The 21837-nt window shown below is 69.1% G+C and carries 26 protein-coding genes; 9 read left to right on the top strand and 17 right to left on the bottom strand.

The genetic code is table 11. From position 1 onward, the window contains the following. The first annotated feature begins 145 nt into the window (after positions 1-145). The gene (locus ACFWZ1_RS06110; RefSeq protein ID WP_439665774.1) at positions 146-964 is read left to right on the top strand and encodes a cytochrome C assembly family protein; all 819 of its coding nucleotides are present in this window, start codon (positions 146-148) and stop codon (positions 962-964) included. A 63-nt stretch (positions 965-1027) separates the two neighbouring features. Here the strand turns inward: ACFWZ1_RS06110 and radA are convergent, their stop codons facing one another. The 5 genes from radA to ACFWZ1_RS06085 form a co-directional block, all read right to left on the bottom strand. Next, on the bottom strand, positions 1028-2419 hold the full coding sequence (gene radA / locus ACFWZ1_RS06105) for a DNA repair protein RadA (protein ID WP_439665773.1): 1392 nt from the start codon (positions 2417-2419) through the stop codon (positions 1028-1030). A 168-nt stretch (positions 2420-2587) separates the two neighbouring features. Then, positions 2588-3676 (bottom strand): alanine racemase, encoded by a 1089-nt coding sequence (gene alr, locus ACFWZ1_RS06100; protein WP_439665772.1) that lies wholly within the window; start codon positions 3674-3676, stop codon positions 2588-2590. Between the two features lie 118 nt (positions 3677-3794). Continuing rightward, complete coding sequence (locus tag ACFWZ1_RS06095) at positions 3795-5189, bottom strand: replicative DNA helicase (RefSeq protein ID WP_231324659.1); 1395 nt, start codon at positions 5187-5189, stop codon at positions 3795-3797. A gap of 221 nt (positions 5190-5410) precedes the next feature. Then, positions 5411-6271, bottom strand: coding sequence for an aldo/keto reductase (locus ACFWZ1_RS06090; protein WP_439665771.1), 861 nt, complete (start codon positions 6269-6271; stop codon positions 5411-5413). A 114-nt stretch (positions 6272-6385) separates the two neighbouring features. Then, positions 6386-6652: a DksA/TraR family C4-type zinc finger protein gene (locus ACFWZ1_RS06085; protein ID WP_439665770.1), complete on the bottom strand. Its 267-nt coding sequence runs from the start codon at positions 6650-6652 to the stop codon at positions 6386-6388. Between the two features lie 86 nt (positions 6653-6738). Here ACFWZ1_RS06085 and ACFWZ1_RS06080 point away from each other — a divergent pair, with 86 nt between their 5' ends. Both ACFWZ1_RS06080 and ACFWZ1_RS06075 read left to right on the top strand, forming a co-directional pair. Continuing rightward, on the top strand, positions 6739-7206 hold the full coding sequence (locus ACFWZ1_RS06080; RefSeq protein ID WP_439665769.1) for an NUDIX domain-containing protein: 468 nt from the start codon (positions 6739-6741) through the stop codon (positions 7204-7206). Positions 7207-7270: 64 nt separating this feature from the next. Further along, the gene (locus ACFWZ1_RS06075) at positions 7271-7762 is read left to right on the top strand and encodes a Mut7-C RNAse domain-containing protein (protein WP_439665768.1); all 492 of its coding nucleotides are present in this window, start codon (positions 7271-7273) and stop codon (positions 7760-7762) included. Positions 7763-7776: 14 nt separating this feature from the next. Here the strand turns inward: ACFWZ1_RS06075 and ACFWZ1_RS06070 are convergent, their stop codons facing one another. Continuing rightward, positions 7777-9519 (bottom strand): diguanylate cyclase, encoded by a 1743-nt coding sequence (locus ACFWZ1_RS06070; RefSeq protein ID WP_439665767.1) that lies wholly within the window; start codon positions 9517-9519, stop codon positions 7777-7779. Positions 9520-9588: 69 nt separating this feature from the next. Then, positions 9589-9843, bottom strand: coding sequence for a hypothetical protein (locus tag ACFWZ1_RS06065; RefSeq protein ID WP_231324648.1), 255 nt, complete (start codon positions 9841-9843; stop codon positions 9589-9591). 320 nt (positions 9844-10163) lie between these two features. Here ACFWZ1_RS06065 and ACFWZ1_RS06060 point away from each other — a divergent pair, with 320 nt between their 5' ends. Both ACFWZ1_RS06060 and ACFWZ1_RS06055 read left to right on the top strand, forming a co-directional pair. Further along, on the top strand, positions 10164-10688 hold the full coding sequence (locus ACFWZ1_RS06060; protein ID WP_439665766.1) for a hemerythrin domain-containing protein: 525 nt from the start codon (positions 10164-10166) through the stop codon (positions 10686-10688). Between the two features lie 157 nt (positions 10689-10845). Next, positions 10846-11097, top strand: a complete 252-nt coding sequence (locus ACFWZ1_RS06055; RefSeq protein WP_439665765.1) for a hypothetical protein — start codon at positions 10846-10848, stop codon at positions 11095-11097. Between the two features lie 73 nt (positions 11098-11170). On the opposite strand, the gene ACFWZ1_RS06050 is transcribed toward ACFWZ1_RS06055, so the two are convergent. Both ACFWZ1_RS06050 and ACFWZ1_RS06045 read right to left on the bottom strand, forming a co-directional pair. Further along, the gene (locus tag ACFWZ1_RS06050) at positions 11171-11593 is read right to left on the bottom strand and encodes a hypothetical protein (RefSeq protein ID WP_231324642.1); all 423 of its coding nucleotides are present in this window, start codon (positions 11591-11593) and stop codon (positions 11171-11173) included. Between the two features lie 10 nt (positions 11594-11603). Continuing rightward, the gene (locus ACFWZ1_RS06045) at positions 11604-12800 is read right to left on the bottom strand and encodes a zinc-dependent alcohol dehydrogenase (RefSeq protein WP_439665764.1); all 1197 of its coding nucleotides are present in this window, start codon (positions 12798-12800) and stop codon (positions 11604-11606) included. Between the two features lie 229 nt (positions 12801-13029). Here ACFWZ1_RS06045 and ACFWZ1_RS06040 point away from each other — a divergent pair, with 229 nt between their 5' ends. Both ACFWZ1_RS06040 and ACFWZ1_RS06035 read left to right on the top strand, forming a co-directional pair. Then, a complete protein-coding gene (locus ACFWZ1_RS06040; protein WP_231324637.1) occupies positions 13030-13209 on the top strand; it encodes a CsbD family protein in 180 nt (59 codons plus the stop codon). A gap of 127 nt (positions 13210-13336) precedes the next feature. Beyond that, positions 13337-13846 (top strand): hypothetical protein, encoded by a 510-nt coding sequence (locus ACFWZ1_RS06035; RefSeq protein ID WP_231324636.1) that lies wholly within the window; start codon positions 13337-13339, stop codon positions 13844-13846. Positions 13847-13855: 9 nt separating this feature from the next. Here the strand turns inward: ACFWZ1_RS06035 and rlmH are convergent, their stop codons facing one another. From rlmH to ACFWZ1_RS06005, 6 genes are all read right to left on the bottom strand, one after another. Continuing rightward, entirely contained in the window at positions 13856-14326 is a 471-nt protein-coding gene (gene rlmH / locus ACFWZ1_RS06030; RefSeq protein ID WP_231324634.1) for a 23S rRNA (pseudouridine(1915)-N(3))-methyltransferase RlmH, read from the bottom strand. 273 nt (positions 14327-14599) lie between these two features. Continuing rightward, the gene (gene rsfS, locus ACFWZ1_RS06025; protein WP_231325915.1) at positions 14600-14944 is read right to left on the bottom strand and encodes a ribosome silencing factor; all 345 of its coding nucleotides are present in this window, start codon (positions 14942-14944) and stop codon (positions 14600-14602) included. 138 nt (positions 14945-15082) lie between these two features. Next, positions 15083-16147 carry an NAD(P)H-dependent flavin oxidoreductase gene (locus ACFWZ1_RS06020; protein WP_439665763.1) on the bottom strand — a complete coding sequence of 355 codons (1065 nt, stop codon included), beginning with the start codon at positions 16145-16147 and terminating at the stop codon, positions 15083-15085. A 40-nt stretch (positions 16148-16187) separates the two neighbouring features. Further along, positions 16188-16799: an HD domain-containing protein gene (locus ACFWZ1_RS06015; RefSeq protein WP_439665762.1), complete on the bottom strand. Its 612-nt coding sequence runs from the start codon at positions 16797-16799 to the stop codon at positions 16188-16190. Between the two features lie 42 nt (positions 16800-16841). Then, positions 16842-17510: an NrsF family protein gene (locus ACFWZ1_RS06010; RefSeq protein ID WP_231324629.1), complete on the bottom strand. Its 669-nt coding sequence runs from the start codon at positions 17508-17510 to the stop codon at positions 16842-16844. 4 nt (positions 17511-17514) lie between these two features. Beyond that, positions 17515-18039 (bottom strand): RNA polymerase sigma factor, encoded by a 525-nt coding sequence (locus tag ACFWZ1_RS06005; RefSeq protein WP_439666874.1) that lies wholly within the window; start codon positions 18037-18039, stop codon positions 17515-17517. 323 nt (positions 18040-18362) lie between these two features. Here ACFWZ1_RS06005 and ACFWZ1_RS06000 point away from each other — a divergent pair, with 323 nt between their 5' ends. Beyond that, positions 18363-20081 carry a cytochrome c biogenesis protein DipZ gene (locus ACFWZ1_RS06000; RefSeq protein ID WP_439665761.1) on the top strand — a complete coding sequence of 573 codons (1719 nt, stop codon included), beginning with the start codon at positions 18363-18365 and terminating at the stop codon, positions 20079-20081. A gap of 18 nt (positions 20082-20099) precedes the next feature. Continuing rightward, the gene (gene msrB / locus ACFWZ1_RS05995; protein WP_439665760.1) at positions 20100-20708 is read left to right on the top strand and encodes a peptide-methionine (R)-S-oxide reductase MsrB; all 609 of its coding nucleotides are present in this window, start codon (positions 20100-20102) and stop codon (positions 20706-20708) included. 7 nt (positions 20709-20715) lie between these two features. Here msrB and ACFWZ1_RS05990 read toward each other — a convergent pair whose 3' ends face one another. Continuing rightward, positions 20716-21171, bottom strand: a complete 456-nt coding sequence (locus ACFWZ1_RS05990) for a GNAT family N-acetyltransferase (RefSeq protein ID WP_231324623.1) — start codon at positions 21169-21171, stop codon at positions 20716-20718. Continuing rightward, positions 21168-21824 carry a nicotinate-nucleotide adenylyltransferase gene (nadD, locus tag ACFWZ1_RS05985; RefSeq protein WP_439665759.1) on the bottom strand — a complete coding sequence of 219 codons (657 nt, stop codon included), beginning with the start codon at positions 21822-21824 and terminating at the stop codon, positions 21168-21170. Before nadD ends, ACFWZ1_RS05990 begins: the two co-directional genes overlap by 4 nt. Positions 21825-21837 lie beyond the last annotated feature (13 nt).

The following is a 21837-nucleotide window of genomic DNA, read 5'->3' as shown; positions in this document are numbered from 1 at the left end:
AGCGCTCCGTCGGCGGCCCTTAACACGCCTCCATCCAGGGGGCGATGTCCCGGGCACCGTGGCACCGGGGCGGCCCGGACGCGTGAAATCGGCGATGCCAGGCGGGCGTTCACCGCACCAAAGCCCTATGCGACACTTGCCGCCCATGCTGCCCGCCCTTTCGCTCACCGCCGTCGCCTTCTACCTGCTTGCGTCCGGCCTGCTCGCCTGGCCACTGTTCGGGCGCGGAGCGACCAAGCCGTCGTCGGCCTGGCAGCGCCCTGCCCTGGCGGTGGCGATGCTCGCGGTGCTGGCACATGCCGGCGTGCTGCTGGGCATGCATCGCGGGGCACTGGATCTGCATTTCTTCGCCGCGTTGTCGCTCGTCGCCTGCGTCGTCTCCGCGCTCACCCTGTTCGTCAACCTGAGCAGGCCGGTCGCCGCGCTGGGCGTGGTGGTCTTTCCTCTGGCCGCGGTGCTGCTGGCGGTCGACAGCTTCCTGGCGCCGCCGACCATGCCGGTGGCGATGGACTGGCAGATCAAGCTGCATGTGACCGTCGCGCTGGTGGCCTTCAGCCTGCTGTCCATAGCAGCGGTGCTGGCGTTGGGCCTGGCTGTGCAGGAACGCGGCCTGCGCCATCGGCAGTTCGGTCCGTGGCTGCGCGCGCTGCCGCCGCTGACGTTGACCGAAACGCTGCTGTTCCGTGTAATCGCCGCCGGTTTCGCCCTGCTGACCCTCACGCTGGTCACTGGCGCGCTGTTCGTGGGCAACCTGTTCGGCCAGCACCTTGTGCACAAGACCGTATTGTCGATTGTCGCCTGGCTGGTTTTCGGCGTGCTGCTCTACGGCCGCTGGCGCTCCGGCTGGCGCGGGCGCCGCGCCGTCAACCTCACGCTGATCGGCATGGCGGTGCTGGTGCTGGCGTTCTTCGGCTCGAAGTTCGTGCTGGAGCTGATCCTGCACCGTCCGATGCCGAGCCTGTAGCCAGGCAAGTCTCGACCCGTTCGTGCTATCTGCACCGGCGTCGATGGGCTGGCCCTTGCGCCCCTACGCGTCACGGCAGGCGTCGATCGCCTGGGACAGGCGCTCCACGCCAATGACCTCCATCTCGCCGACCTTGCCCTTCTTGGGCGCGTTGGCCTTGGGCACGATGGCGCGGCGGAACCCATGGGTAGCCGCTTCCTTCAGGCGTTCCTCGCCATTGGGGACCGGGCGGATCTCGCCGGAGAGACCCACTTCGCCAAATGCGATGGTCTTGTCCGGCAATGGGCGGTCGCGCAGCGAGGAAAGCACCGCCAGCAGGACCGGCAGGTCCGCTGCGGTTTCCTGCACGCGGATGCCGCCGACCACGTTGACGAACACGTCCTGGTCATACGCCGCCACGCCGCCGTGGCGATGCAGCACCGCCAGCAGCATGGCCAGGCGGTTCTGCTCCAGGCCCAGCGCCACGCGGCGCGGGTTGCCCAGCGAGGATTGGTCGACCAGCGCCTGTACCTCGACCAGCAACGGGCGGGTGCCCTCGCGAGTGACCATCACGGCGCTGCCGGAGGTCGGTCCCGAATGCGCGGAAAGGAAGATCGCCGAGGGGTTGGGCACCTCGCGCAGGCCCTTGTCGGACATCGCGAACACGCCCAGCTCGTTGACCGCGCCAAAGCGGTTCTTGAACGCGCGCAGCACGCGGAAGCGGCTGCCCGACTCGCCTTCGAAATACAGCACCGCGTCGACCATGTGTTCCAGCACTCGCGGACCGGCAATGCCGCCTTCCTTGGTGACATGGCCGACGAGGAACACGGACGTGCCGGTTTCCTTGGCGAAGCGCGTCAGCTTCGCGGCCGATTCGCGCACCTGGCTGACCGAGCCCGGCGCGGCGGTGAGCAGTTCGGTCCAGATCGTCTGGATAGAGTCGATCACCAGCACGTGCGGGCGCGTGGCGATCGCCTGTTCGAGAATGCGCTCGATGCACGTCTCGGCCAATGCCTGCAGCGGCTCCAGCGGCAGCCCCAGGCGCTGCGCTCGCGCGGCCACCTGCGAGAGCGACTCCTCGCCGGTGACGTACACGCTGGCCAGGTGCGCGCCCAGCGTGCCGAGCATCTGCAGCAGCAGCGTGGACTTGCCGATGCCAGGATCGCCGCCGATCAACACCACCGAACCCTGCACCAGACCCCCACCCAGCACGCGGTCGAGCTCACCGATGCCCGTGTGGGTGCGCGCCTCGGTGGTCAGCGCCACCGCCGTGAGCGGGGTGACCCTGGCCGCCCCGGCCGCATTGCCGGCGTAGCTGGAGCGTTGCGCGCCTACCGAGGCCTTCGCCGTGGACGCGGGCGCCAGCACGACTTCGCTCAGCGTGTTCCACACGCCGCACTCGATGCACTGGCCCTGCCACTTGGAGTGCTCGGCGCCGCAATCGGTGCAGACGTAGGCGGTCTTGGCTTTGGCCATGGGGAGTTCCGGTAGTCGAAGACGGGAGCTTAGCCCGCTGCCCTCGCACGGAGCGAGACAGCGGGCGCCGGATCCGCCTGTAGGAGCGCACCTGGGCGCGACCGCGCGGGATGCACCCTACATGGCGGTCTCGCACGGTTGCGCTCTACATGGGATGCCACGCGCGGATCAGTTCTCGTCCTCGACGAACAGCACGCGGCGGGTCATGCCGCAGGTGAGGTCGTAGCTGATCGTGCCGGCGTGGCGGGCGACGGTTTCCACGGGCAGGTCGTCGCCCCACAGGGTGACGCGATCGCCGACCTTCGCCTGCGGCGCGTCACGCAGGTCGAGCGTGATGAGGTCCATCGAGACGCGACCGATCAATGGCACGCGGGTGTCGCCAACCCGCACCGGCGTGCCACTGCCGGCGCTGCGCGGATAACCGTCGCCATAACCGACAGCGGCGACGCCGACCGGCATGTCTTCGGGGCAGGTCCAGGTGCCGTTGTAGCCGATCGATTCGCCCTTGCCGATGCGGTTGATGGCGATCAGGCGAGTGGCCAGCGTCATCGCCGGGCGGAAACCGAAGTCCGCGCCCCTCCTGCCCTCGACCACCGACAGGCCATACAGCAGGCCGCCAGTGCGCACCCAATCGACACGCGCCTCGGGCCAGCCGAGCACGGCGGCGGAGTTGGACAGCGAACGCGGCCCGTCCAGGCCTCGGGTCGCCCCGGCGAAGCGCGTGATCTGCGTGCGGGTCTGCTCGCCCTCGAAGACTTCCGAATCGGAGAAATGGCTGAGCAGGCCGATCTCCGGATCCAGTCCGGGCATCGCGGCCAGGCGCGCGTGCACGCCGGCCACGTGCTCCGGGGCGAAGCCCAGGCGGTGCATGCCGCTGTCGATCTTCAGCCACACGCGCAGGCGGCCGCGGCCAGGGCGGGCCTCGGCCAGCCAGTGCAGCTGGCTTTCATGGTGGATGGCCGCATCCAGTTGCAGGCGCTGCATCTCGGCGATGTCGCCGCCCTGGTCGGGGCCGGACAGCACCACGATGCGCTGGCGATGGCCCGCCGCGCGCAGGCGCAGACCATCGCCCAATGCGGCTACGGCGAAGCATTCGGCCTGGGCATCCAGCGCGCGGGCGACACGCTCCAGGCCGTGGCCGTAGGCATCCGCCTTGACTACCGCCATGACACGCGCAGGGCTGGCCATCGCCTTGATGCGGGCGAGGTTGTGGCGCAGGGCGCCCAAGTGGATCGTTGCGGTGGTCGTGCGGCTCATGGGTCGTGCCGGGCGTGGCGTGATGGGTAGAAGCCGACCAAAAGCGGAGTCCTCCGCGTTTCGCCGGCTGTTTCCGCCAGACCGACCTCGGGGAAGAGAGGCTTGGCGCCGCTACGCATCAATCGAACGAGCCTACGAACGAATCGGCCGCGTAGTTCTCGAACTTGGTGTAGTGGCCCAGGAAGGTCAGCTTCACCGTGTCGGTCGGGCCGTTTCGCTGTTTGCCAATGATGATCTCGGCCAGGCCTTTGTCCGCCGATTCCTTGTTGTAGTACTCGTCGCGGTAGATGAACATGATCACGTCCGCGTCCTGCTCGATGGCGCCCGACTCGCGCAGGTCGGACATCATCGGGCGCTTGTCGGCGCGCTGTTCCAGCGAACGGTTCAACTGCGACAGGGCGATCACCGGCACGTTCAACTCCTTGGCGAGGCCCTTGAGTGAACGGGAGATTTCTGAAATCTCCGTGGCGCGGTTCTCCTTGTTCCCGGGCACCTGCATCAGCTGCAGGTAATCGATCACGATCAGGCCCAGGCCGCCGTGCTCGCGGTGCAGGCGGCGGGCGCGCGAGCGCAGCTCCACCGGCGAGAGGCCGGGCGTATCGTCAATGAAGATCTTCGCCTCGGACAGGATCGCGATGGCGTTGGTCACGCGCGGCCAGTCTTCCTCGGACAGGTCGCCGTTGCGCAGATGCTGGGCGTGGATGCGGCCGATCGAGGAGATCAGTCGCAACGCCAGCTGCGAAGCGGACATTTCCATCGAGAAGATCACTACCGCCTTCTTGCCGCGCAGCGCGGCGGCCTCGGCGATGTTCACCGAGAACGCGGTCTTGCCCATCGAGGGACGGGCCGCGACGATGATCAGGTCCGACGGCTGCAGGCCGGAGGTGAGCTCGTCCAGGTCATTGAAGCCGGTGGAGATGCCGGTCAGCTGCCCACGGTTCTCGTAGCGCTCGGTGAGCAGGCGGAAGGCGTCCTTGACCGCGTCGCGCATCGACACCGAATCCTTCTTGCCGCGCGCGCCCGACTCGGCGATCTTGAAAACCGCCTGCTCGGCGCTCTCCAGCACCTCCTGCACGCTCTTGCCTTCGGGCCGGTAGCCGTCCTCGGTGATGCCCGTGCCGGCGTCGATCAGCTGCCGCAGCACCGACTTCTCGCGCACGATGTCCGCGTAGGCGCCGATGTTGGCCGCGCTGGGCGTGGCGTTGGCCAGTTCGATCAGGTAGCTCGCGCCGCCGACCATCTCGGCCAGTTCGTTGGCCTCGAACCAGTCGCCCAGCGTCACCGCATCGCAGGGCATGCCCTTGTTGGCCAGTTCGTTGATCGCGCGCCAGATCAGGCGGTGGTCCTTGCGGTAGAAATCACCCTCGCCCAGCCGGTCGGCGACCTTGTCCAGCGCGTCTGGCGCGAGCATCAGGCCGCCCAGCACCGCCTGCTCGGCGTCGATGGAGTGCGGTGGCACGCGCAGCGCCTCGACGGCGGAATGGCCGCTCTTGCGCTCGGGGACAAAGGACATGGGCTCGGGTTCCTCGCAGGCTGCCGCACCGCCGGCGGTGGCGACGGACACGGGGGGAGAGGATACGCGGCAGGCTCTCAGCCGACGAGACAATAAGTCTGTGGATAAGCTGTGGGAGGCGGTGGATAACGAGGGCGGCAGGGTGCGGGGAACACCCCATCCCGCCCGCTCCTCCCTTCAGGGCGGGTATGGGTGGAAATGGGCTTCGCTCAAAAGGAGCATCAACGCGCGGCAGCTTCCAGCGCCCGGTAATCCTCATCCGACAGCTCCAACTGCGCGGCTCCCACGTTCTCCCTCAGGTGCTCCACCTTCGAGGTGCCGGGGATCGGCAGCATCACCGGCGAGCGCTTGAGCAGCCAGGCCAGCGCGACCTGGCCGTTGCTGGCGTCCAGGCGCTGCGCGATGCGGCTCAGCACCGAGTCGTGCGCGGCAAGGTCGCCGGCGGCCAGCGGGTACCAGGGGATGAAGCCAATGCCCTGCGCCTGGCAATGCTCCAGCACCGCCTCGCTCTTGCGGTTGGCCAGGTTGTAGAGGTTCTGCACGGTGGCGACGGGGAAATGGCGGCGCGCCGCCTCGATCTCCTCCACGCCGACCTCGCTCAGGCCCACGTGCCGGATTAGCCCCTCCTTGCGCATCTGGGCGATCACCTCGAACTGCTCCTCGCGCGGCACCTTGGCGTCGATGCGATGCAGTTGCCACAGGTCGAGGCGCTCGACGCCCAACCGTCGCAGGCTCATCAGCACGCATTGGCGCAGGTACTCCGGCCGCCCCAGCGGCGCCCAGATATCCGGCCCGTGACGGGTCAGGCCGCCCTTGGTGGCGATCAGCATGCCCCGGTATGGATGCAGCACCTCGCGGATCAGATCCTCGCTGACCTCGGGTCCATAGCTGTCCGCGGTATCGATGAGGTTGACGCCCAGCTCCGGCAAGGCCCGCAGGGTGGCGCGAGCGCCCTCGGGATCCGCGGGCTCGCCCCAGATGCCCTTGCCGGTGACGCGCATGGCACCGAAGCCGAGGCGGTTGACCGGAATGTCGCCGCCGATCCGGAACTGGCCGGCGGCCGCTGCGTCGGGATGGTGCATAAGAGGCTCCTTCGGACGTGGACACCTTTCATGGCGTCATGCGAGGACGAGGCAAGCACCCGCCCCGGCATGCTCGACGCGAGCTCATCCGGCCCTTGGGGACAGCCGGACGTTCTAGCGCAGCTGGCTGTCCTTGCTGCCGCGGCGGTTGTAGCCGCTGGTCGCGCGCTGCGCCTTGTCCTGCGCCTCCTGGCAGGCCACGCACAATCGCACCCCGGGGACGGCCTTGCGCCGCGCCTCGGGAATCGGCGCATCGCACTCTTCGCAGTGCTCCAGGCTCGGGCCCTGCGGCAGCTTGCTGCGCGCTCGTTTGATCGCGTCCTTCACGGTCGCGTCGATCTGATCCTGCACGGCGCCGTCGCCGGCCCAACCGATCGCCATGGCGGTCTCCGGGAATCGTCGGGGAATCCGGATGTTACCGTGACCGGCGTGAACGCGGCCGTTGCACCACCGCTACAGGAGGACGCATGCCCATCACCAGCGCCGGCATCCTGATGTACCGCCTGCACGAGGACGGCCCGCAGGTATTGCTTGCGCACCCCGGCGGTCCGTTCTGGCGCCGGCGCGACGAGGGCGCCTGGATGCTGCCCAAGGGCGAGCTGCAGCCTGGCGAGGAAGCCGAGGCGGCCGCTCGCCGCGAGTTCGAGGAAGAGCTCGGCGTGTCCGCGGTGGGCCCCTTGCATCCGCTGGGACGCCTGCGCCAGCGCGGCGGCAAATGGGTCGAGGCCTTCGCGCTCGAGGGTGAGTTCGACCCGGTCACGCTGCGCAGCAACGTGTTCGAGCTGGAATGGCCGCCGCGCAGCGGCCAGCGTGCCAGTTTTCCCGAAATCGACCGGGTCGCCTGGTTCACGCTGGCCCAGGCGCGCGCCAGGATCCTGCCCAGCCAGGAAACGTTGCTCGATCGCCTGGAGGCGTATCTGGCGAACGGCGGCTAGACGCCGTCGAAGCAGACCGGCGACGCTCACGCCGCTTGATCCGGCGCATCGGTTGAATACACCGATGGCCGCCCCCGGTGACATCCCCGCGCTGTTCTGCGACGCCATGCTGGCCAACCTGGCCCACTGGTTGCGGGCGGCCGGCTACGACACGGGACTGGCGTCGGTCAGTGCCATGGACCGCGCGGTCCTGGATGCCTGCCACGCGCAATCACGCCTCCTCGTCACTCGCGACCGGCACCTGGCCGCGCATGCCGGCAGAGGCATCCGCGTGGCGCTCCTCACGGTCGACGGACTGGATGCGCAGGCGAGGGAGCTGACCATGGCGCTCGGCATCGACTGGGGCCGCGCGCCGTTCACCCGCTGCCTGCTCGACAACACGCCACTGCATGAGGCCACGCCGGACGAACGCGCACAGATACCGCCGCTGGCGCGCAGCCTTTCCGGTCCGTTCCAGGCCTGTCCTGCATGCGGCCGGGTGTATTGGCCAGGCAGCCACATGCGGCGCATGCGGGCGCGGCTGGAGCGGTGGCGCGCCGGATCCTGGGCGGAATGACGGGGTGGCCGCACTCAGGCGACCACGACCCCCTCGCCCTGCTTGCCCGCCACCACGCAATTGCGCCCGGCCCGCTTGGCGCGATAGAGCGCCTGGTCGGCATCCACGAGCAACTGGCGCAGGTCGTAGCCGGACTCGCCCGTGAACGCCACGCCGAAGCTGGCCGATACCGGGATGCCAGGATCCGGCTGGTCGCTCAGCATGGCGACACTGCGGCGGATCGCTTCCGCGCGCTCGATGCCGCTGTCCATCGAACACTCCGGCAGCAGCACGCCAAACTCTTCGCCTCCGAGGCGGCCGAACACGTCGGTCGAACGCATGTGTTCCTGGCAAGCGGCCACCGCGCGCCGCAGCACCTGGTCGCCGGTGGCATGGCCATAGGTGTCGTTGATCAGCTTGAAGTGGTCCAGGTCGATCAGCACCAGGCAGGCGCCCCGGGCGGAACGCTGGGCGTAGCGCAGCGAGTACTCGGCCTCGCTCATGAAGTGCTTGCGGTTGTAGATGCCGGTGAGGCTGTCGCACTGCGCCATGCGCATGAACTCCAGTTGCGAGCGCTTCAGGCGCAGCAGCCACAGGCCGATCGCCAGCAGCCCCAGCGCCAGCACCGCGATGTACAACCGGCTGGCCTCCACCGCCTTGCGATCCAGCGCCTGCTGCAGTTCGAGGATCTGGTTCTTGCGCGCCAGGGCGTCGACCTCGGTCTTCTTCGCCTGCACCTTCTGCCTGACCATCTGGTAGGCAAGCGCCCTGGCGCTGACGTCGTCCAGATAGGCCTTGTCGGCGGCCATGTACTTCTCGTGGAACGACAGGGCGCCGCGGTAGCGCCCGGCTTCGCGGTCGATCCGGTACAACAGCCGGTAAGCGTCGATCAGCGGCTTGGTGTACTCGCCGCTGATGCTCGAGCGGATCGCCGCAAGAGCGTGTTGCCTGGCGCTGGCCGAGTCCCCACGCAGGTCATAGGCCCGCGCCAGTTGGGCGTCGAACTGGGAAATCAGGTTGCGATAGCCGGTACGTCGCAGGTCCGCATAGTTGGCTTCCAGCAGATCGATCGCGTCCGCGATACGGCCCCGGTCCATGTAGTAGTCGGCCAGAAAGCCACGCGCGCCGTCGGCGAACAGCGTTTCCCCCGCGTCGGTGCAAAGCTTGATGCCGGCCAGCAGATCGCGTTCAGGCGATGCGAGCGCGCCCATGTGGTATTCCGCGTTGAGCGCGTAAACGGTCGCCTTGCACTGCGCGTCCGGGGTGGCCAGTTCGCGCTTCATGCGGTTGGCGAAGGCGATGGCGAGATCGTACTGCTCCACGCCGGTGTAGAGCTGCTGCGCCTCGCCCTCGACCTGGAACCGCGCCAGCGGATCGGTCACCCGCGGCAGCAGCTCGAGCATCCGGTCCAGCCGCGTGAACGCTTCCGCGTAGCGGTGCCCCAGCCCCAGCATGTTGACCGAGGTGGCGCCCGCCCTGGCGCGCAGCGTGATGTCGCCGGCGCCGTCGGCAACCGCGATCGCCAGTTCCGTCGCCCTGGGATAGTCACCCACCCATGCCGCTTCCCATGCCTGCAGGTAGCGCAGGTACCAGCGCTGTTCGTCAGGCAGCTGGGACGCTTCGCGGTCCAGCTCGTCGAGCAGCCGCGCGAAGCGGGCGTTGTCGGTGGTCTTGATGCTGTCGGCCAGCTTCAGCGAGGCGGCTCGATCCACCGCCCCGGCCCCGGGCCGGGCGCGTGCGAAGTCCGCGTGGCCGGCGAGCAGCAGCACGCCAACCATGGCAAGGAGGCAAGTCCGCGCATGCATGGATGCAGAGGCCATCGGCCGTGGCCGGAAGCAGGCAGGCGGTCAGGATTCGGGCAGACGCTCTTCAGCGTCGTCCTCGTCCTCATCGGGCGCCTCTTCTTCCTCGGCCGGAATCTGCAACCCGATCAGGATGCTCTGCCCCAGCAAGCGATAAAGCGCCTCGGCATCGCTTGCAAGCAGGGCTGCCGCCAGATCGGTGTCCAGCTCCGTGCCGATGATGGCCTGCAGGGCCTCCTTGCCTCCCCGGAAAACGCTGGCGTCCGATCCTGCCCGCTCCAGAATATCGATCGCATCCATGACTTCCCCCAAGGAACCGACCGCTCGGCCCCGTAGATGTGATAGCGCTGCTCCGGTGGCCGTCCCCCGTGCCCCCGCGAAGCTTTTCCAATAATGACCAATGCCGGGACCGAAAGCCACCGTATTCCGTTACCCCGGCACCCAGCGGCATCCCCTGCGCGTCTCTGGCCGGGTTGCACGGGTCGGGCGAGCCCACCGCGTGGGCGGTTGCGCAGGCGTGCGCATAGCCATCGGCGGGGCGGACCGCGTTCTTACATGCGCTTCACCGCCACCCGACGCCCTTCGTACTGCAATGGCCGGAAGCCAACGGAGCACCCCCAATGTCCAGCATCCTCGACACCCTCAAGAGCGAACACGAACAGCTGCGCGAACTCTTCGCCAGGATCACCAAGACCGCCGACTCGGAAGCGGACGCGCGCCACGACCTGCTCAAACAGATCGAGACCCTGCTGATCCCCCACGCCAAATGGGAGGAAACCGTGTTCTACCCGGCTTTCGAGGATCGCGCCGACCACGAACAGAAGCTGATCTACGCCGAGGCAATCCAGGAACACCGCGCGGTGGAGCTTGCCGTGTTGCCGGACATCCACGCCGCCGACGTGGATTCGCGCCAGTTCGCCGGTTCCGTGCAGGTATGCGGCGAGCTCATCAAGCACCACGCGCACGAGGAAGAAACCAAGATGTTCGACGCGGTGCGCCAGCTTTTCAGCGCCGACGAGCTGGCCGAGTTCGATCGCAAGTACGCCAGCTGGAAGAAATCCTCGGGGGCCGACGCCATCACCAGCTACGCCAAGATGAAGACCGCCGCGATGGCTTTCATGCGCAACCCGGATTCGCCGGCCTGAGCGCCTTCCGAGCCCGGACCGCGATCGGCGGAAGGAGGTGCGCGGACGCCGTGCCCTCCACCGGCGTCAACTCCGAAGCAAGCTCCATGCACGCCGCGCAACCCGCGATGGTGTACCTGTCGAGCGCCGCGCCGCGGTACGGAACGCGCCGGCGCTCATGAGCGACCTGATCGATGCCCTGCAATGGCCCGCCATGGCGGTCACCCTGGTGGCCGCGTGGCTGGTCGGCTCGCTGTCGCGGCGCAAGCGCACCTGGGGTTTCTGGTGCTTCGTGCTCAGCAACGCACTGTGGGTGGCCTGGGGCTGGCATGACCACGCCTGGGCGCTGATAGGGCTGCAGGTCGGCCTGTTCCTGTTCAACCTGCGTGGCGTGATGAAGAACGACGACGCGGTGGAAGAGGCCGGCTGAGCGCGCGATTGCGACGCGGCGCCCAGACCCACCCGCCGAGAACATCGCCGCCGGGCCCCGAAGGAAGCGAGGATCAGGCCCGCCGACTGCGTCGCAGAACCCATAACGCGAGGGCCGCGCCGACCATCCCGAAGGCGGCGGCGCGCGCGCGCGGCGATCGACGCACATCATCCAGCAGGCCTTCGGCCACGTTCACGCGGTCGGCCAGCAGCAGGAGCATCCAGTGGCGCAGGTCGCTCTCGCTGCGGCCGAACGCGCGGCGGCGGATCCAGCCGCTCACGCCGCTGGGCGGCACGCTGGTACCGAACACCGGCGTGATGCCCGGCCGTTCGATCGAATGGAACACCTCCACCGTGCGCCGCTGCTGCGCCGGGTGGTCGCGGGACACGCCTTCCAGCCGCGGCGGCGTGTGCTCCATCGGTACCGCCGGCCGCCTGGCCGGATCGAGGTCCACGCCCCAGTCGGGGACGTGCGAGTGGTCGGTCGCCTGGTGCATGTCTTGGCCCTCAGTGCAGATGTGCCGTGCCGGCAACCGGCGTGGGCGTGTCGATGTGGCCGGCGCGCGGCGGCACCAGCACGGTCTTGATGCAGCCATCTTCCTTGGCCGAGAAGCGGTGGTAGGCCTCGTCGACTTCTTCCAGAGGTACGCGGTGGGTGATCAGCTCGCGCGGCTTGAGCCGACCGACGCGGATGTGCTCGATCAGGTGCGGCAGGTGGCGTTTCACGCTGGCCTGGTTCATGCGCAAGGTCAGGCCCTTGTTCATGGCGCTGCCGATCGGCACGAGGTTGAAGGTCGGCCCGTATACGCCCACGATCGAAATGTTGCCGCCGCGCCGCGCCGAATTGATCGCCCAGTGCAGCGCCGTGGCGGCGCCGGCCTGCAGCTTCATCTTCACGCCGGTCAGGGTCTGCATGAGGCTGCCGTCGGCCTCGCAGCCGACCGCATCGATGCAGACGTCGGCGCCCTGCCAGTCGGTCATCTTCTTGATGTGCACGGCCATGTCCTCCACTTCGAGGAAGTTGACCGTCTCGGCCTGGGCAAAGCGGCGGGCGAAGTCCAGGCGGTAGTCATACTGGTCGACCACGATCACCCTGCCCGCCCCCATCAACCAGGCGCAGCGCGCGGCCATCAGGCCGATGGGGCCGGCGCCGAACACCACTACGGTGTCGTTCTCGTGGATGTCGCCCATCTCGGCGGCCTGGTAGCCGGTGGGCACCACATCGGTGAGTAGTACCGCGTCCTCGATATGGATGTCCGGAGGAATCACGGTCGGGCCGACGTCGGCGAAGGGTACGCGCACGTACTCGGCCTGCCCGCCGTTGTAGCCGCCGGCGCTGTGCGAGTAACCGTAAGCGCCGCCGATCGCGGTCGCCTCCGGATTGACGTTTTCGCAGTTGCCGTAGAGCTCGCGCGAGCATGAAGCGCAGGTGCCGCAGAACACATTGAACGGCACCAGCACGTGGTCGCCCACCTTCAGGTTGCGTACGTTCGGGCCGACGTCCTCGACGATGCCGGTGAACTCGTGCCCGAAGATCGAACCCACGCGCGTGTCCGGCACCAGGCCGTGGTAGAGGTGCAGGTCCGACCCGCATATGCAGGCGCACGTCACCCGCACGATGGCGTCGTCCGGATGCTCGATCGTCGGCTCGGGTACGTAGGCGGCCCGCACCCGGTAGGGCCGGCGATAGGTGGTGGCGAGCATGGGATTCCTCCGCGGGGCGAGTGCTCTGGATGCGCGGCAAGCTAACGGTCCGCATGTCATCGGGGCGGGAAGAGCCCGCATGGATTTCTCGTCCGGATCAAGCGCTTGCCTGTCTGCCTGACAGGCACACAACGGCTGCGAAATGCTTGCGTCACTGTCACCAGCGCTGAACACGCGCCGCCCTATAAACAAGCTGAGCCTGCACCCTGCAGGCCCGGAGGAGACACGCATGAACGACAACCGCATCGAAGGCACCGAGCACCAGGTCAAGGGCGCCGTGAAGGAAGGCGTCGGCAAGCTGACCGGCAATACTTCGAAGGAGGTGGCCGGCAATCTCGAAAAGAACGCCGGCAAGGTGCAGAAGAACATTGGCCAGGCGCAGGACGAAATCGAGGATACGGACGACTGAGGTAGCGCCCGGTCGCGGGTCGCAGGTGGTCGGCCATAACGACTGACACGCAACCATCACCCGCGCCCGCGAAACATACCGGCATGGCCGCCGGCCATGCCGGTCGGGGCCTTACCGGGAGGCGCCCATGAAAACCCGCTGCGTATTCAGCACCCCCGACATCTCGACCGCGCGTGCCGTGATGGCCGCGGCCCGCCAGGCCGGCATTCCAGACAACGACCTCTCGCTGATCGCACGCGAGGACATCGAGCTGCAACAGATTCCCGACCACCTGATGGTTGGGCGCACCGACTTCTATCCCGCCGCCGCGCGTGGCGCGGCCTGCGGTGGTGGCGCGGGCGTCCTGCTTGGGTTGATCGCCGTCGCGGTACCGCCACTGGGTGTCACGTTGGCCGGCGGTGCCGCCATCGCACTGGCGGGCGCGGCAGTCGGTTGCTGGACCGGCGCACTGGTCGGCACCGACGTACCCGATGCGGTGCACCGCAAGTTCAAGGACGAGATCGACGCCGGGCGCATCCTGGTGATCATCGACGCCACCCGCGACAACCTCACCGCCGCCTGCCCGGGCGTGCTTGCCACGGGAGCGAAGCACCTGCCTCTGCACGCGCACCCGGAGGTGCCGCAGCTGGCCGCCTGAACCCGATCGTCAGGCGCGGTGGTAAGGGTGGCCGGCCAGCAGCGTGCTGGCGCGATAGAGCTGCTCTGCCACCACGAGTCGAACCAGCATGTGCGGCAGCGTTAGCGGGCCGAGCGACCAGCCCTGGTTGGCGCGCGCCAGCACTTCGGGCGCGTGGCCGTCGGGCCCGCCGATGAGGAAGGCCAGGTCGCGACCGGCCATGCGCCAGGTTGCCAGTTGGGCGGCCAGATCCTCGCTCGACCAGGTCTTGCCCCGGCCGTCCAGCGCGATCACATGGGTATCGCGCGGAAGCGCGGCAAGGATCGCCACGCCTTCGTCGTGCATGGCACGTGCGTCGTCGCGGCCCTTGCCGCGGGCACCGGGCTTGAGTTCCACCAGTTCCAGCGGCAGGTCGTGCGAAAGGCGCTTGCGGTACTCGGCGAGCCCTTCGGCCACCCAGGCGGGCATGCGTTCGCCGATGGCGATCATGCGCGCGCGCATGATCAGACGACGAAAGTCGCGCGCAGCGCCACGTTCGTCTGCTTTCCCCTCCAGGGAGAGGATTGAGGTGCCGGGCTGGGGCGTGCGGGGATTGTCATCGGGGGGTGTCTTGAAAAGCTGCGCGCGCTACGCGGCAAGTAAGTCGCAAGAGCGGCCCTTCACCCCAGCCCTCTCCCCGGCGGGGAGAGGGGGCCAGGCGTGCGCTTCGCTGATAGTGGATCGCAAGAGCGATCCCACTCCGGCTCCCTCCAAAAGGGAGGGGGAACAACAGCGTCAGCCCGCGTTCGCCGCGTCCATCCCCGACTCGCGGTCGCCGACGGTCCACAACCGCTCCAGGCCGTAGAACTCGCGGATGCGCGGCAGCATGACGTGCACGATCACGTCGCCCAGGTCGACCAGCACCCACTCCGCTTCCTGCTCGCCCTCGACGCCCAGCGGCATCACACCCGCCTTCTTGGCGAACTTGACCACTTCGTCGGCGATGGATTTGACGTGGCGGGCCGAGGTGCCCGAGGCGATGACCAGCAGGTCGGCGATGGAGGTTTTGCCGCGGACGTCGATTTCGCGGATGTCCTTGGCCTTGAGTTCTTCCAGCGCGTCGATCACGTGCTTGCGCAGGTTGGTGGTATCGACCGCCTTCTTGGCGGCGACGGACGGCTGGCTACGGGAAGACGTACTCAAGCGGGGGTGCCTCGGGGCGTACTCAGGGCGCGGAATGGCGCTGGGGCAGTATACCCGGGGGAACTCTATGGCACGTCAAGCGGGCGTGCAGCCGGCCGCGGCGTACTCGTCCATCAGCACGCGGACCAGCGCGGCGGCGGGCATCGGGCGTACCAGCGCCGCGGCCTGGCCGCACCATTCGGACAGCAGGTCGCCTCCCCCGGCGGCCGCGGCCGCACGGCGCAGCGGGGCGGTGAGCGCGTTGAGGATCGGGTACGGCGGCAGCTCGCCGGCAAACGGCTGCATGGCTTCCACGAAACGGTTGTTGAGGCCCCGCGCGGCGCGGCCGGAGAAGCTGTAGATCGTGCCGACGCGATGGTCCTGCGCCTGCGGCAGGTCGCGCTTCCACGCCTCCGCCGCGGCCGATTCCGGGCAGGCCAGAAAGGCAGTGCCGAGCTGGCTTGCGTCGGCGCCGAGCAGCTCCGCCGCGCGCATGGCGCGACCGCCCATGATCCCGCCGGCGGCGATCACCGGAATGTCCACCGCCGCGGCCGCAAGCGGCAAAAGCGCGAACAGTCCGACCATCGCCTCCTCCGCCGCATGCAGAAACGTGCCGCGATGCCCGCCCGCCTCGGCACCCTGCACGCACACGGCATCGGCACCACGGTCGGCCCACGCACGCGCTTCCGCCACGCTGGTGGCGGTACCGACCACGCGGATGCCCGATGCCTGCAGTTCCCGCACCTGCGCCGTGGCGAGCACGTCGAAGGCGAAGCTCGCCACCGCGGGGCGCGCCTCGCGCAGCGCGGCGAGCTGGTCGGAGAAGCGCGGCGCCCATCGGGCGGGAACCTCGGTGCGCACGTCCAGCCCCTCGCAGGCCACCAACGCGTCGAGCCGCCGGCGCGTCATCGCCAGCTGTGCTTCGTCCACGACGAAGTCGTCGGGCAGCACGAAGAGGTTGATGGCGAAGGGCCTGTCCGTGGCGGCGCGGATCTGCGCGGCCTGGTCGAGCAACGCCTGCGGCTCCAGGTAACCCGCGCCCAGCGAACCCAGGGCACCGGCACCGCTGACCGCGGCCACCAGAGCCGGCGTGTTGGAACCGGACATCGGCGCCTGGATCAGCGGGTGCGCGACGCCCAGGGAACGAAGGAAGACGGACATGGCGGACTCCTCGACGGCAAGGCGCCATTGTCGCGCCGGATCAGGCGGCGCGGTGTTGCTCGCCGGCCAGCGCGTACATCCGCTCGACTTCCCGCTCCAGCGCGCCCGCCATCGGCGCACCGCGCTGGGTGAACAGGTCGGCAAGCAGGCGGTAGTAGGTCAACGTGCCGTCGCGGCCGCCGGTAAAGCGGTCGAACACGCCCTGGCCGACCTCCGGTCGCTCCAGGTCGCCGACGATCGCGCGGGCGTTGTGCAGCTTGTCGCAGCCAGACACCAGCAGCATGTCGTCCGAGGCGTGCGCCAGGTGGTTGAGGTAGGCCTGCTTGCGTCGCAGCCAGTCGCGGCGGCGAGCGCTCTCATCGTCGAGGCCGGCCTTCGCTTCGGCGGTGCCGTCGGTGCAGCCGAGCACCATGGCCAGCACCCGTTCGCCGAAGCGCTCGCCGACGGCCCCGGCGTGCGACTCGCCACAATCCTCCACCACGTCGTGCAGCAGGCCGGCGATCGCCTGGTCCTCGTCGCCGCCGTGCTCGAGCACCAGGCTGGCCACGGCCAGCAGATGCTGGATGTACGGGATGGCGGTGCCCTTGCGGCTCTGGCCGGCGTGGGCGATGCGCGCGTAGTCGACGGCGGCGGTGAAGCGTTCGCTGAGCATGGCTGTCCTCCCTGAAAGACGACAGCCTGGACCGGGCTTGTCTCAGGGAGCGCGACGGACCTCGGGCGCAAGCAGGCGTCCGCCCAGCGCGGCGTTCACCCCGACCACCACGGCCACCGCCAGCACGTGCATCGCCAGGTCGGTCGCCGCCGCGTCGAATGCATGGCAGATCTCCAGCAGGCTGGCCGAGGCGGCGGCGCTGGCCAGGCCGACCATCACCGCGGTCAATACCGGCCGCAGCGGACAGGCGCGACGCAGCAGCACGACCAGCAACGCCGACAGCGGCACCGAGAAACCGATGATGAAGAACAGGCAATCGCCCGCCTCCGGTGCGCTGGCGATATGCGTGGCCGGCGCGATCCAGCCGCGCAGGCAACCCAGTCCGCTGGCGCCGATCCACAGCAGTGCGGGCGCCAGTGGCAGCCAGGCCCAGGCGGTCCGGCGACCCGGCACGCCCAGCGCGAAGGCGGCCCAGGCGGCGGTGATGGCGGTGAGTACCGCGCCTAGCCCGGCCCAGCCAAGGTCCGGCGCCCCGGCCCAGCGCGTCAGCATCGGCGTGGCCCCGTAGCGGGCGAACAGCGCGAGCGCGAAGACCGCGACCACCGCCAGCCAACCCAGCGTGCGCAGCCACGGCGGGCGCAGCCGGCGCACCGGCGCCAGCTCGGCGCCGAGCGAGGCGATCAGCTGATCGTGGGCGTGCGGGTCGGCCATCGCTTCAATCGTCTCCGTGGATGCGGCCGCGCAGCGCTCTGAGCGCGCGATGCAGGTTGACCTTGAGTGCGCCGGTGGTGCGGCCGGTGCGCGCGGAGGCTTCCTCCAGCGAAAGCTCCTTCAGGCCCAGCTGTTTGACCGCCTCGCGCTGGCCCGGCGGCAGGTCGGCGATCGCCGCGCGCAGGCGGTCCGCCTGTTGCGCGCGGTCGCTCTCGCTGCTTGCATCACCTTCGTCCGGATGCAGGGCAACGGCCACCTCGTCGCCGATCTCGCGGCGCGCCTGCCGGCCACTGCGCCGCAGGCCGTCGATCGCGCGGCGGGCCGCCAGGGCGGACAGCCAGGCGTCGTAGGAGCGGGAAGGATCGTAGGTATGGCGTACGCGGTGGACGGTCAGCAGGGTCTCCTGGACGACGTCGTCCAGGTGGTCGTGGGCCACGCCCTGCCGACGCGCGACCGCGCGGACCAGCGCCACCGAATCGGCCAGCACGCGCTCGTAGGCACGCCGGTCGCCCGCCTGCGCGGCGGCCATCCACGCGGCGCGGCGGCGTTCGGGACTGTCGCTGGCAGGATCGGCTGGCACGGCCGGTTCGACGCTCGCCCAGGGAAAGGAGCGATCATCTAGGACCATGGTGCCGGTGGCGGTCAAGCCCGGCATGGCGCAAACGTGTGGGGCATGCCCGGGATTCGCTGCATCCGGCCGCACGGTTACCCCGTAGGAAACGAGGCGGCGCAAGGTGGCGCTCAGTCCGCCGCTCCTTACGGACGTCGGGCTGGCGGGGTGAAGCCCACCCTACGTAACCGGCAGCGACTCACGGTCGAATACCCAGCCACACTCCCGTGGAACCTCATCCCATGCTGTTGCTGATCCTCGCCTACCTCGGCGGCGTGCTGACCATCCTGAGCCCCTGCATCCTGCCCGTGCTGCCGTTCGTGTTCGCGCGCGCCGACCGGCCTTTCGCGCGCAACGGCCTGCCGATGCTGCTCGGCATGGCGCTTACCTTCGCGCTGGTCGCCACCCTGGCGGCGGTGGGCGGCAGCTGGGCGATCCGCGCCAACCAGTACGGCCGCATCATCGCGCTGGTGGTGCTGGCCTTGCTCGGGCTCACCCTGCTTTCCACGCGGCTGGCCGAATGGATGACGCGGCCGTTCGTGGCGCTGGGCAACCGGCTGTCGCAGCGTTCGGATGGCGAGGGCTCGGCATGGTCGGCCGCCGGCCTGGGCATTGCCACTGGCCTGTTGTGGGCGCCCTGCGCCGGTCCGATCCTGGGTCTGCTGTTGACCGGCGCGGCGCTGAACGGCGCCAGCGTCCAGACCACGCTGCTGCTGCTCACCTACGCCGCCGGCGCGGCCACTTCGCTGGCGCTGGCGCTGCTGATCGGCGGCCAGGTGTTCGCCCTGATGAAGCGCTCGCTCGGCGCCGGCGAATGGGTGCGCCGCGCGCTCGGCGTGCTGGTGCTGGCCGGCGTGGCGGCGATCGCGCTGGGACTGGATACCGGCCTGCTCACCCGCGTCGCGCTCGCCAATACCGGCGGCCTGGAACAGAAGCTGCTGCAGGCCACGCGCCCGCCCGCTGCGCCCGAGCCCGTGCACCTGGCCGGGGCGCCGCTACCGTTGGAGGGGCAGATGCCCTCGCTGGCCGGCGCCACCGGCTGGCTTAACACGCCGCCGCTCACGCGCGAATCGCTGCGCGGCAAGGTGGTGGTGGTCGATTTCTGGACCTATTCCTGCATCAACTGCCTGCGCTCGCTGCCTTACGTGCGCGGTTGGTACGACAAGTACAAGGACCACGGCCTGGTGGTGATCGGCGTACATGCGCCGGAGTTCGCCTTCGAGAAGGAACCGGCCAACGTGGCGCGCGCGGTGAAGGAACTGGGCGTGAATTATCCCGTGGCGCTCGACAACGACTACGCCATCTGGAAGGGCTTCGACAACCAGTACTGGCCGGCGCACTACTTCATCGACGCGAAGGGCAACATCCGCGCACATCACTTCGGCGAGGGCGACTACGCACAGAGCGAGGACACCATCCGCCAGCTGCTCACCGAAGCCGGCTACCACGACCTGCCCGGCGGCCATGTACGACCGGGCAGCCAGGGCGCGCAGGCGGCCGGATCGGGCGACCCGATGCGCTCGCCGGAAACCTACGTCGGCTATGCCCGCAGCGCACACTTCGCCGGTGGCCAGGTCGCCCACGACGACGCCTGGACCTACCACGCACCGGCCACGCTGATGTCCGGCCAGTGGTCGCTGGATGGGCGTTGGTCCGTGCATGCGGAAAATGCCGGTCTCGAACGAGCGGGCGGCCGCATTGTGTACCGCTTCCGCGGCCGCGACCTGCACCTAGTCCTGGGCCCTGGCGCCAACGGCAAAGCAGTGCGCTTCCGCATCACCCTCGACGGCAAGCCGCCTGGACAGGACCACGGCATGGACGTCGACGCGGACGGTTACGGCACCGTTACCGAGCAGCGCCTGTACCAGCTGGTCCGCCAGAAGCACGGCAACGGCGAGCGGCTGTTCGAAATCACCTTCCTCGACCCGGGCGTGCGCGCGTACGCCTTCACCTTCGGCTGATCCTTTTCGGAGGTTGCCATGTCCCGAACCAACGACATCGTCACCATGGAACGGCGCCGCTTCCTGGGCGCAGCCCTGGCCGGCGGCGCGCTCGCTGCGGTAGGCGGCGGCGTGCTGATTCCGCGGTTGTCCGCACGTCCCGTGCCAGCGGCTCCGGCCGCGGCGAACGGCCGGGACTTGTTGCTCGAATGTTTCGCCGACGACGGTCATCGCCTGGGCCCCTGCCACGTTCGCAAACTGGTACTCACCGACGCGCAGTGGCGAGAGCGCCTGCCCGAGGCGTCCTACGTCGTCATGCGCCGCAACGGTACCGAGCGCCCCTTCAGCGGACCGCACGAGCGACCGCCGGTGCCGGGCCTGTTCCGCTGCCTGGCCTGCGACACCGCGCTCTACGACGCCGCCACCGAGTTCGATTCGGGCACCGGCTGGCCAAGCTTCTGGCAGCCGATCGCGAAGCAGAACGTCATCGAGAGTACCGACCGCATGTTCGGCTGGGCCCGTACCGCGATCAGCTGCGCCGGCTGCGACAGCCACCTGGGCCACGTTTTCACCGATGGCCCCGAGCCGACCGGGCTGCGTTACTGCATGAACTCGGTGGCGTTGCGCTTCGTGCCGCGGGTCGGCTGAGCGCGCACTACATGTCCCGGCGGTAGACGACGAAGCCCGAGCGCTCGGCCAACGTGTCGTACAGGGCCATGGCCGTGGCATTGCTCTCGTGCGTCTGCCAGTAAACCCGCGAGCAACCGGCCGCCCGCGCACGGTCATAGACCGCTTCGATCAATGCGCGCCCGACCCCGCGGCCACGGGCGGCGGGCACAGTGAACAGATCCTGCAGGTAGCAGCTGGGCTCGATGCGGATGGTGCTGCGGTGGAGCAGGTAGTGCGCCAAGCCCAGCAACTCGCCGTCGGCCTCGGCGACCAGCGCATGCACGGGCTCGTAGGCGTCGAAGAAGCGCGACCAGGTCATTGCGGTGACCTCGGCCGGCAACGCGGTCGCATCGGCACGCCCGTAGAAGGCGTTGTAGCCGTCCCACAGGGAAAGCCACGCGTCGTGGTCGGCACGCGCCACGTTTCGCACGGCAACCGTCACGGCAGCCTCTCCCGGAAATCATGTTCGCGGTACGGCGCCAGCAACGCCGGATCGTCGAACAGGGCCTCGGGCAGCAGGTAGCGCGGATCGCGGCCGGCCGCGAGCAGGTCGCGGATGCGGGTGGCCGAGATGTCCAGCGGCGTGACGTCCAGTTCGACGATTTTTCCGGCAGGCCGTCCGCACAGCTGGCGCGGATCGGCGACCTGGCGCGCAACCATCTGTTCGGCCAGCTCCGCCGGCCAGTCGCGCGCGACACCGGGGCGCGAAAGCACGCCGATGTGCGCGGCCTCGAAGAGCGCGTGCCACCGATGCCAGCCCGGCAGGCCAGCGAAGGCGTCGGCGCCCAGCAGCAGCACGATCGGCCGGTCGCCCTCCTCCGCACGCAACTCGGCCAGGGTGTCGACCGTGTACGACGGGCCACCGCGGGCCAGTTCGCGGGTATCCAGGCCAAGCCGGTCCTGCCCGCGCAACGCCGCGCGAAGCATGGCCACGCGAGTGGTGGCGTCGGCGATCGGTGGCGGCCGGTGCGGCGGTACGGCAGCCGGCATGAGGCGCACGTCGGCGTCCAGCAATTCGGCCGCCTCCCACGCCACCGCCAGGTGGGCGATATGGATGGGGTCGAACGTGCCGCCGAGGATGGCTAGGGGGCGCATGATGCCCTGGCTT

The organism is Frateuria sp. GZRe14 (genome assembly GCF_051900395.1).
Lineage (GTDB): Bacteria > Pseudomonadota > Gammaproteobacteria > Xanthomonadales > Rhodanobacteraceae > Frateuria_A > Frateuria_A edaphi.
This window is presented reverse-complemented; position numbering and strand designations above follow the sequence as displayed.